The organism is Pedobacter segetis (assembly GCF_016623585.1).
Taxonomy (GTDB): Bacteria; Bacteroidota; Bacteroidia; order Sphingobacteriales; family Sphingobacteriaceae; genus Pseudopedobacter; species Pseudopedobacter segetis.
Genome location: NZ_JAEHFY010000030.1, coordinates 16,934 through 27,675, shown reverse-complemented (window position 1 = coordinate 27,675; position 10,742 = coordinate 16,934). Strand labels below are relative to the sequence as shown.

The window sequence follows — 10,742 nt, the reverse complement described above, 5'->3', positions numbered from 1 at the left end:
TTTAGTTGTAGTAAACCAAATTTCTCATTTTTGATGCTTACTTTTTTATTCTTTAACTAGCAACTTGAATTAATTATATACCCGATCTAATTGTGATTCGCTAACAGAAAATACACCGTAACCTGTTTGCCAAGAAAAATGATCTATTGTTATTTTTTGTTCATTTATGGCGTGAGCACTTCCGCCTTTTACCTGTTGTAAAATTTCTGCAATTGTTTTCTTCGGGTTTAATAAAAACAAACAATGTACATGGTCTGGCATTCCATTGATAATTCTTACCGGACATTCCATTTTTTTAAATTGTTCTTTTAATAAATCATGGATTTTTCTCTCTGATTCTTGTTTGATCATTGGAAACCTTTCTTTTGTGCCCCAAACTGCATGTATCCAAACTTTGTAATATGAATGTGACATAAAAATATTTGTTTTATTATTCGTTTTAAACCAATAATCCTAGGATTGAAACCATGGGCAATTTGGATTTATCGTATTATAAACCCACGGCTGAAGCCATGGGCTATGGTTATCAATCGCATCGTTTATCCATGGCCTTAGCCATGGGCTATGGTTATCAATCGCATCGTTTATCCACGGCCTTAGCCATGGGCTATGTGAATTCTCCCTCTAATTTATAATTCATATTAGCCAATGTTTTCCAACTAGGTTTGGCGGTAAATATCCCGCTTTCTGCCCCTTCCCTCATTCCTCTTAAAAACAGATAGATCACTCCGCCAAAATCTTTATCATAATAAAAAGAAGGAATCCTGCTTTTGATATATTTTTTAGCCGCTAATGTGTAGATAAGATATTGTAAATGATAATTGTTCTGGTTCATGGCATCATTTAGCCTTTCGGGGCTGTAATCATCTAGGCTATCGCCTAAAAAGTTCGATTTCCAATCTAGAACGTAAAACTTGTTTTCATGCTCAAAAAACAAATCTATTTTACCGTTCATCATACCTTCGATATCGTTAAAAATCTTGATTTCAATTTCTTGGTTTTCTAGGGCCAGGGCAGATAAACTTTGGGGGTTAAAATTATGTACGTTAAAATCGAACTCAAATTCGTTGATACATTTATAAGGATTAACCTGGGCCAATGAAAATGTTTCTCCATCAATATTGATTGGAGAATTTAAAACATTTTTGAGCATTTGAAAAAGCATAGGTGCATAAACATCGGTTTGGTTTGGTACAAATCTATTTATGGCCGATAGTATCACCGATTCCCATTTACTCTCATCGTTAAAAGAAATGTTTTCGAAAATATAATGGAGCATATTGCCAGTTTTAGCTCCTTTTCTTAATGTTGAGAAGATGAAATTATCATAATCGTTGTCTGCATCTTTGGTCTTAGGCTTTATTTGAGAAGGATGGTCTGCCCGCAACATAGAATAGCTCATCCTGCGCCAGTTTTTTTCATCTAGATAAAATTTTATAGGGTTAAAATTACCGACTGGTTTTGTTTTTATTGCTGTTTTATATCGATAGTCTTCCTGTAGTGTTGGTTTAACTCCTGTTTCAATGAGGTTGTTTTCATCTTTTGGGATGGCATTGATAAAATATGCTAGCGATGAATTACTGTGATAACTGGCCGTATTTTTATAAATAAAGCATTTATAAACCGCCCGGGTAATGGATACATAAATCAATCTTCTATTTTCTTGTTCGTTTTGTTTTTTCCATTCTTCTAATTGTTGGGGGTTTAATTGTGATTTTTCTGCCGAGATATAGTTCCCTGTTGCTTCATCCCTGAAACTAGAGTTTTTAATATGGTTTCCATCTGTAGATAAATCTAAATAGGGTGCAAAAACGATGTTATATTCTAAACCTTTGCTAGCATGTATGGTTATTATTTTAACGGCGTCCTCATCGCTTTCAATCCTTTGTTGGTATTCGTCGCCCTCGGTTTGCATACCTTCAATTCCTCTTTGCAACCAACTGATCAACTCTAAATTATTAAGGTTCTTTTTACTCTGATTTTTATGCAACAATTCTATCAATTGATATAAATTGGTAATTATCCTTTCTCCATCTGCTTTATATTTTAAGTTGTTGATAATGTTAAAGTCGATAATCCATTGATTTAAAGCAGCATAAATTCCAGATTTATCCCAAGTTTCTTTGTATTTTTTAAACTGTTCTACAATCAACTCATCATTAAGATGCAAAATTTGCTCTTCTGTAAACTGTGTGAACGGAGAAAGCAGCGCCTTGTTGATAGCAGAAATACTGATGTTTAAAAAAGCTTGTAACAGATAAGAAACATAACTGGCTTCTTCTGATCGTAAAACCTTGGCATCATCAATTGTTATAGATGGGATGCCGTATTTGGATAAAACCTTTTTTAGTTCTTTACCTTGTTTTTTTGTGCGGATTAAAATACCAATATCTTGTGGTTTTATGGTCCTTTTACTTCCTTTAACCTCAATTTGATAATCTGCATTGCTTAACAGATCAATTATCTGTGCTACAACTGTTTTGTTTAGTTCATCCCCATTGGGTTCTTGACAGATAGAGATAGGAACTGCAACTTGATTTTTAAAGATCAAATTTCCTTTAGTGTTATTAATAGGGGATTTTACCGGGATGTAATCTATAGAATTGGGTTCTCCTTTAAAATGAAAGGTATCAAAATTCTCATTGGGTTTAAAAAACACGTTCATGGCGTTGATGAAACCTGCTGAAGAGCGAAAGTTTTGATTCATCCCGTAAAGGTTATCTACTGCATTTTTAGCTTTGAAATAGGTAAAAATATCCGCTTTTCGCCAAGCGTAAATTGATTGTTTTGGGTCGCCGATGTAAAAAAGTATGGTCTTATCGGCGAAAGCCTTTTCAAAAATCTCATATTGCAGCTTATCCGTATCCTGAAATTCATCAATAAAAACGGCTCGATATTTTTCTTGTAAACAAATGGCCAATTTTTCATTGTTTTCTTTATGCAGTGCTTTATGCAATTTGCTGATCAAATCGTCATAATTAATTTGATTGTAACGGGTTTTATAATAGTTGATGCCGTTACCTATTTCTTGTATGGCATGGCAGTATAAATTACTGATAAACTTGTTTATGATTTCTTGAATGGCATCTTTAGCATCATTTACTCTTCTTAAAATTTCTAATTCATCAACAAAAATCTTTTGGACATAACCTTTATCAGTTTTACTGTTAATTTCAATAATTAAGCTATCAAAATCATCAAATAATTGGACAAAACCTTTTCTAGCATAAGTATTGGCTTCGCATTTATTTTTAAGTTCTTCAGCATTGTTTTTTAACTGGTTGTAAAGTAGTTCATATTTTAAGTCGTAATCATTTTTTAATTTCTTAAACTCCTCTAAATAAGTTTGATAGTCATTCTCATTTAAACAATAATCTAAATTTTTTTCATCAAACAACATGTATTTTTTACCAGCCAAATGCTCTTTTACGATATTGCTTATTTTATCCCTAGAAAATCCGTTCTGTATTAAAACGTTTAGCAATTCCATAGAAATACCGGTAATGTATTTCCTCCAAAATCTATTTACCTCATCGGCCATGATACTTTGGGAATCTGGCAACAGATCTACGCCAAAAAGTTGTTGGGTTTCAAAAGCAAACTGGTTTAAAGTCTGCTGGCAAAAGCTATGGATCGTTAAAATAGAGGTTTCATCTAAAAACAGGATTGCTTTGTCCAGTATCTTTTCAACTTCGGTTATATCATGGTTTTTAACCATTTCTGTGATGGTTTTATCATCGATATTTTCTCCTTTGCTTACTTTATGGGCAAGCCTAACAAACTTTCTGATGCGCTCTTCCAATTCGGCAACGGCGGCTTTTGTAAAAGTTACCATCAATATTTTTTGGATGGGCATTTTTTGCTCAATAATCAACCTTAAAACCAAGATGGCAATAGAATAGGTTTTGCCTGTTCCTGCGCTGGCTTCTATCAAATTGCTGCCTTTTAAAACAACTGTGCTTGCGTTAAAGTCTTTAAACTGTTTGGTAAATAAATCTTCAGGCATAATAATCTGGTAAAAGTTCTACGGTTGGTGCCAATAAAATTTCGTTGTTACTTACAAATTCTTTATAGATGATATTGTTTTCATCATACGGAAAACTGTTAAAATAGTCTTCTTTATATTTGTTGATCAGGTATTTATCAGAACAAGGATATTCAAAGTTTTCTAATTTATCTTTTATCGTTTTTTTAAATTTCTTGAAAGTGAAATTATAAGGGAAATCTTGGGGGTTGATATTAAAACTTGGATAAAAGCAAAGAACGTTTTTTAAACCTTTTTGGTAAAGTTTAAATATTTCTTCTAGTTTTTCTTTGGCTTGCGCCGAGTTGATGCGGATACCTTTAAACGCTTTTTCATTATTTGCGCTAATGAAATATAAAGTTAAATCTAGGCCAGAGGCTTGGGCAGCCAAATATTTTAAATAGGCTTCTAAAAGTATTTTGTTATCATTCTTAGACCAAGATATAACAATCAATTTATTACCGTAAACATCTGGTATATTGCCTATTATTAGGTTTTTATTATCGTTTAACTTTACCTCTACCAAAACTGATTTTTCTTCTTCATCTTTAACCAACTTATTAAAGATCTCCCTCACTTTATTTACTTCTTCGTCGGTTTTATTTAAAACTAAATCTGCCATATTTTTCAAGGGCAAGTTTCCGGTCTTTAATAATTTGTTTTTCAAAATTGGCAAATCCTCGGCCTTGGCCAATAATAAATTTTGTTTTAATTCCCATAGCTGCAAATTATCTAGTTCAAAAGGTTCCGTATCTGTTAATAAAAGTTGTTCATCATCGTAATAAATATTTAAAACCTTTTGGTAATATGCTTTAAACGGGTTTTTAAAAAAATTGATGAAAGAATTGATGTTGATCTCTTGCAGTTCTAAATAATTGCTTTTAGGTTCTTTCTGAAAAAAGTTAAACTTTTTTAACTCCACATGGTTCAGATAATTTGCTCGATCTAAGTCGTTATTTCTGTCGCTGAAATTATGGAGCGGATGTTTGATGATCATCTGCTTTGCAAGATCATCTTTTGGATATTTATACTGCAAATAATCCAACAATTCATCAACTAAAGCAGAAGGAGGGATGGTGGTATTGTCCTTATCGCTTTGGCCAATGTAACTGATGTAAAGCTTTTCTTTGGCGGATAGGATGGTTTCTAAAAATAGATGTTTATCGTTATCCTTTACGTTCCTATCGCCTAATTTTGGTTGTTGTTTGATCAAATCAAAATCTATGGGCTGTTCTTTCCTCGGGAATTTATCATAGTTTAAGCCTAGTAATGCCACAATCTTAAAAGGGATGCTGCGCATTGGTATCAAAGAACAAAAAGTAATTCCGCCACCTACAAAAGAACCGGATTTTGTGCTTGCAGAAAGCGATTGCAATAAGCTGTAACTAAATAATTGAAAACTGATATTCTCTGTAAGTAGTTCATTTAAAGAGTTATATTTCTCTAATTGTTTGATCAATAGGTTGTAATCTTCATCTATATTATCAACGGTATCAAAAATAAGGTTGCCCAAAATGTTTTCTATATACTTTACCCAATCCGTTAAGCTCCTGTCCCTTTCCCTCAGTTTAATGGAGGCCGTCAACACTTCCACAAAATGTACAAACCTGATCACTTCATGTGCCGCAGAACCTTCTATAACATCCAAGGGAAAAAGCGTATCGTTTTGGAACTCATATTCTTCGCTGCCGCTCATGCAGATCCCCAGCATAATGCGTTCTAAACCATATTTCCAACTTACGTAAACACTTTCATCGTCTAAATTTCCGGCTACACCAAAACGTATGTTTGCTTTGTTTACCGTTTTTCTTATCAACGTTAGATCGTTTATGCCAAACCTTTTGCGGATATAGCCAAAATCTAGCAATTGCAAAACATTCTCTGCCGTTAAATTATGGTTATTCATCTCCATTAAGGCAATTAAAGCCGCAGCGATGGTATCGTTTGAAGTAAAGCTTTCATCTGCAATACCGAAATTGAACTTGTAAGGTGCATTATTAAAAGTTGCCTTGATGTATGGCGCATAAGTATCAATATCTGTTACCATTACCACAATATCCCTCGGAGAAAGTCTCTCAAGCCCTTTATCAACCAAAGAAACCAAGTAATTATATAAGGCCTCAACTTCCCTTGCGGCATTATAACAAGAATTTATGCTCAAAGAGCCGTCGTTGATAATCTCTTGGTTTAAAATTTGCCGATTTTCATCCCTTGTGTTTTCATAGATTTCATTTTGGATGGTTTTTAATAAGGTTTTGTTATTAAATAATTGATTTTCAATAACTTCATAAGCATTTAGCATTTCCTCGTTCTTAAACAGAAGAAAAAAAGTGCTTTGGATCACCTTCCCCCAATTACTCAATAAGGTATTCCCTTCACTTTGATAATATTCTTCATCATTAAATTTATCCTGTAAACGGATTGCCCTTTTTTTGCTGATATCTTCTATCCAATATTGTTCTGGCGCAGGATTTAACAGATAATAGTAGAAATTGACCTGCTCTCCCAAAATATGAAAAAGCTGGATGTGAAAATCGGTTAAAACGGAAAGACCAAAAAGATAAACATCTGGTATCGTTTGCTTTAAGCGATTGATATTTCGTGGATTTTTTAAAGCTTCGATGATAAAATCGCTCATAAAAGTTTTATCCGGAAATTGCTTATCTGCTAGTTCCTTCGCTTTTATCCAAAGGTATTTTTGCCATTCATCATAGCCTATATCTTCTAAGGTGGCTCTGTTCCAAAGTTTGATGGTTTCTGGCCGGTATATTTGGTATTGGTCAAAAAGATCGGCTATTTTTTTTGCTAGGGCCAACCTCTTTAAATCTCTGTCTAAATTATCTTCATCATAATATTGGGCAATGTTTTTAAACTTTTTTACAAAACTTTCTGTTCCTAATATTTTGAAAATCAGCCAGCTTTGGTTTTCTGGGGATAGCGGTTGCAAATAATCGCCACCTAAGATGTGATAAATCTGTGCCACTAGATCATTAGGCTTTAAAAAACGGTAGTTGGCGGCAATTTTTAAATGATTGGCCAATTGCAACTTTAACCAATTGTTCATCCCATCGGTTTGGGTTACAAAATGATAAGGCTGAAAAACGCCTATTTTCTTAGATTTTAAGTCATCACAAAACTGAATTGCCAATTTTTCTAACGAGTTGGAGACTTTTAAACTTACTGCCATTGATTAGTATTGAGTAGTGAGTAGTGGGTATTGAGTATTGAGTAGTGGGTATTGAGTAGTGAGTAGTGAGTAGTGAGATGCGTATATTTTTCCATAAAGTAGTTCTCAATACCCAATACTAATATCTCTATACTAATATATTATTCGTCCGAAAGAAACCTTTGGTTAATTCCTGAGGCTCTTTCTACTTTTGCTGCCGCAGATTCTAAGATCACAGCTTCTGTGGCTTGTAAAACAACTTTTTCCTTTGCCCTTGTTAAACCGGTGTAAAGCAATTCTCGGGTTAAAATATGTATATTCTCTGTTTGGGGCAAGATTATTAAAACCTTATCAAATTCTGAGCCTTGGCTTTTATGGATCGTCATTGCGAAAACTGTTTCTACTTCTGCTAATAATCCCGGTAATACCGAAACAATCTCTCCTTCAGAATTTTCAAAAAATGCTCTTAAAACTTTATTCTCATCTTCCCTTATTATCCCGATATCGCCATTAAACAAACCCAAGGCATAATTATTTTTAGTGATCATGATAGGGCGGTGCAGGTAAAATTCTAATCCTTTTGTGATCAAATTTTTATCAGACAGGTAATTTTCAATTCTTCTATTGGTAAGGTACAAGCCCTGTTCTCCTTCCCTTATAGCACATAAAACCCTCAAATTATTCAATTTTTTTAACGCTTGTTTGGTGTTGGGCTCCTTGATATAATCTTCATAACCGCTAACGAAATTGTTAAAGATGCTTGGGTTAAATTCTGTATCTATGGTTACCTGTCCGTTTTCTTTTTTGTTGATAAAACCTTTGATAACATTTTCATCATTGTTGATAATAGCTTTACTAAACAAGCCAATTTCTTCTTTATTACTAAAGCGATAACTGTGTCTTAGCTCAATAATTCTCTGAAATAAAGGATGCTTAATATCGCCATCAATCTTTGTTATGGGTATTCTTGCGCTTTCTTCATCAATTAAATTATTGATCAATGTTGTTCTTTTATCGTCAAAAACATTCAATTCTTTTTGTGCCAAACATAGGTCGCCAAACAAGCTTCCCGCCTCAACGGATGCCAATTGGTCTTTATCTCCCAACAAAATCAGTTTGGTGTTTTCGTCAACGGCATCCAATAATTTCGAGAATAAGGCAACATCGATCATAGAAGATTCATCAACAATCAAAACATCAACCAATAATGGGTTTTCGCTATTATGCTTAAAATATGGCGAATCTGGGATATAGCCCAATAAACGATGGATCGTTGCAGGCTGCAGATGCCTAAATTTTTCTTGGATTTTATCATCAACCTTTAATTTTGCCTGCTTTAAAGATTCTGCCATCCTTGCTGCAGCTTTGCCCGTTGGTGCGGCCAAAGCAACTTTTAGATCGGGATTTAACTTGTAAAGAATAGCCAAAATTTTAGCAACGGTAGTGGTTTTGCCGGTCCCTGGGCCACCGGTAATAATGGTAAAATTATTGATGAAACTATTTACCGCAGCTACCAATTGCCAGTTGTTTATGTTTGGCGATGATGGGAACAAAGATTTTATAAATACTTGATGTGTTTCTAATTGGTTAATCCTTCTTGCCTCTTCGCTATCGTTTTTAAAACGATTGATGCTTTCTAAGATCTTGCTTTCGTAATTAAAATATCTTTGCAGATATAACCTGTTTTGGTGCAAAATAAATGGTTGCTTTTCTTCGCCTTTAAGGCTAACCATTTTTTCTTTTTTTACTTTATCGATACTTAATTGATCAATATTAAAGTAGGAGAGAAGCTCTTCTTTTTCTGTAATTTGCTCTCCTAAATTTAGGCATATATTACCCTGGGCTAGTTTTTTGGAGACTAAATAAGCATAAGGCTGTAAATTTTGGCTTTTAAAAAAAGAGGCGAATTGTAAGTGCACATCATTAAAGGTTTGCATAGATTATTGATATTTTAAAAGAGAAATGCAATATAAGTATAAGAGTTTTGTAAGCAATCATCCAAAAAAAATATCTAATGATTTATGTTGGTAAGATTAAAATTAAATACACCAGAATAATAATTTATTTCAAAATTAAATTTATTTTAGGGCTTAAGCATTAATTGTTTAATGAAACCATTAGCCGTTCTACTTTCTACCTTTGTTATATTTTGCAGCGTATATTTTTTATTGTTTGGGCATATAGGATACGCTTTTTGCGGAAAGGCATCATTTTCTTTGATGTTGATTTTTACCGCATTAATCCATTTTGTACATACCGAAGGATTAGAACTGACCATACCGGATAATTTTAACGATAATTATAAAAGAACAGTAGTTTTAGTAAGCGGTGATCTAGAGATTGCCATGGCAGCCGGGCTTTTAATTGACGGAATATCCAAATCCGTTGCTATAATTATTATGTTGTATTTAATGGCAATTGTTCCCTCAAATATTATAGCTGCAATTAAAAAAGTAAGCGTAGAGCGAGAGAATTTTACCGGTAAGGGTTTAGCTTATCTTTGGATCAGGATCCCGGTGCAGGTTTTATACATGGCTTGGGTTTATTATTTTGGGGTTTTTATCGCTTAAATAAATTCTATTCTTGGATAAGGCATAGTTTCTGTATTGATTGTTAAAACAAATATCATTATGGAAAACCAACAATCAAAAGAAGAAAAAATTAAAGATAAAAATCAGGATTCTATAGCTTCTAAAAAAGAAGAAAAACATACAGAACATCCCGAAAAAGATGTGATTTCTATCAAAGATGTGATTGATAAACATCCTTCATCTTCTAATACGCACTCTTTGCCTTTAGATGAGCAGCAATATGATCCTCATCCCAGATCACAAGAAAATAAGTAATTTATAGTGCTAAAAAAGGTTTGATTTTTTCTAGTGCAAACTCTAGTTGTTGTTGTTCGGTAAGGTTGGTGTTATCTAAAATTATGGCATCATCTGCTCTAATCAACGGGCTTTCTTCCCTTGTTGTATCTTGAAAATCCCTATGCGCAATGTTTTCAAAAATCTCTTCTAAACTTACTTTTTCTCCTTTTATAGATAATTCATTGTAGCGTCTTTCTGCCCTAATTTTTGGGTCTGCGGTCATAAAGAATTTAATTTGGGCATTCGGAAAAACGGTAGTTCCAATGTCTCTACCATCCATCACTATATTTTTTGACTTACCCATTTTTTGCTGCTTTTTAACCATTTGCATTCTTACCTCTTTTATGGCAGCAATGGCACTTACATTCTCAGAAACTGGCATCTGCCTAATTTCATCGCTTACTTCTTCGCCGTTTAATAGAATGTGAGTTTGGTAATCCCTAGAGTGAAAATTCAAATCGATATGCTCTAGGGCATCAATAATTACATCGTGATCTTTTAGGCTAGTTTCGTTTCTTAAAAAATATAAGGTAACGGCCCTGTACATAGCGCCACTATCCACATAAATGAAATGTAGTTTTTTGGCCAACGCCTTTGCTAAAGTACTTTTACCGCAAGAAGAATAACCATCAATGGCAACTACAATATTCTTATCCATTATGCAAAGTTAAAATTGTATCAAAAG

At 33.6% G+C, this 10,742-nt stretch carries 8 protein-coding genes; 3 read left to right on the top strand and 5 right to left on the bottom strand.

Going from position 1 to position 10,742, the window contains the following annotated elements; genetic code table 11:
* Positions 1 to 69: 69 nt before the first annotated feature.
* Positions 70 to 414: an IS200/IS605 family transposase gene (gene tnpA, locus I5M32_RS15760; RefSeq protein ID WP_200588040.1), complete on the bottom strand. Its 345-nt coding sequence runs from the start codon at positions 412 to 414 to the stop codon at positions 70 to 72.
* 53 nt (positions 415 to 467) lie between these two features.
* Here tnpA and I5M32_RS15755 point away from each other — a divergent pair, with 53 nt between their 5' ends.
* Positions 468 to 635 carry a hypothetical protein gene (locus I5M32_RS15755; RefSeq protein ID WP_200588039.1) on the top strand — a complete coding sequence of 56 codons (168 nt, stop codon included), beginning with the start codon at positions 468 to 470 and terminating at the stop codon, positions 633 to 635.
* Here the strand turns inward: I5M32_RS15755 and recB are convergent.
* From recB to recD, 3 genes are all read right to left on the bottom strand, one after another.
* Complete coding sequence (gene recB / locus I5M32_RS15750) at positions 608 to 4,006, bottom strand: exodeoxyribonuclease V subunit beta (protein WP_200588038.1); 3,399 nt, start codon at positions 4,004 to 4,006, stop codon at positions 608 to 610. The genes I5M32_RS15755 and recB overlap by 28 nt on opposite strands.
* Positions 3,999 to 7,211 (bottom strand): exodeoxyribonuclease V subunit gamma, encoded by a 3,213-nt coding sequence (gene recC / locus I5M32_RS15745; RefSeq protein WP_200588037.1) that lies wholly within the window; start codon positions 7,209 to 7,211, stop codon positions 3,999 to 4,001. Before recC ends, recB begins: the two co-directional genes overlap by 8 nt.
* 140 nt (positions 7,212 to 7,351) lie before the next feature.
* Positions 7,352 to 9,127: an exodeoxyribonuclease V subunit alpha gene (gene recD / locus I5M32_RS15740; RefSeq protein ID WP_200588036.1), complete on the bottom strand. Its 1,776-nt coding sequence runs from the start codon at positions 9,125 to 9,127 to the stop codon at positions 7,352 to 7,354.
* Between the two features lie 171 nt (positions 9,128 to 9,298).
* Here recD and I5M32_RS15735 point away from each other — a divergent pair, with 171 nt between their 5' ends.
* Positions 9,299 to 9,760 (top strand): DoxX family protein, encoded by a 462-nt coding sequence (locus I5M32_RS15735; RefSeq protein ID WP_200588035.1) that lies wholly within the window; start codon positions 9,299 to 9,301, stop codon positions 9,758 to 9,760.
* Positions 9,761 to 9,820: 60 nt separating this feature from the next.
* Entirely contained in the window at positions 9,821 to 10,036 is a 216-nt protein-coding gene (locus I5M32_RS15730; RefSeq protein ID WP_200588034.1) for a hypothetical protein, read from the top strand.
* A gap of 1 nt (position 10,037) precedes the next feature.
* Here the strand turns inward: I5M32_RS15730 and cmk are convergent, their stop codons facing one another.
* The gene (gene cmk, locus I5M32_RS15725; protein WP_200588033.1) at positions 10,038 to 10,715 is read right to left on the bottom strand and encodes a (d)CMP kinase; all 678 of its coding nucleotides are present in this window, start codon (positions 10,713 to 10,715) and stop codon (positions 10,038 to 10,040) included.
* Between the last annotated feature and the right edge of the window lie 27 nt (positions 10,716 to 10,742).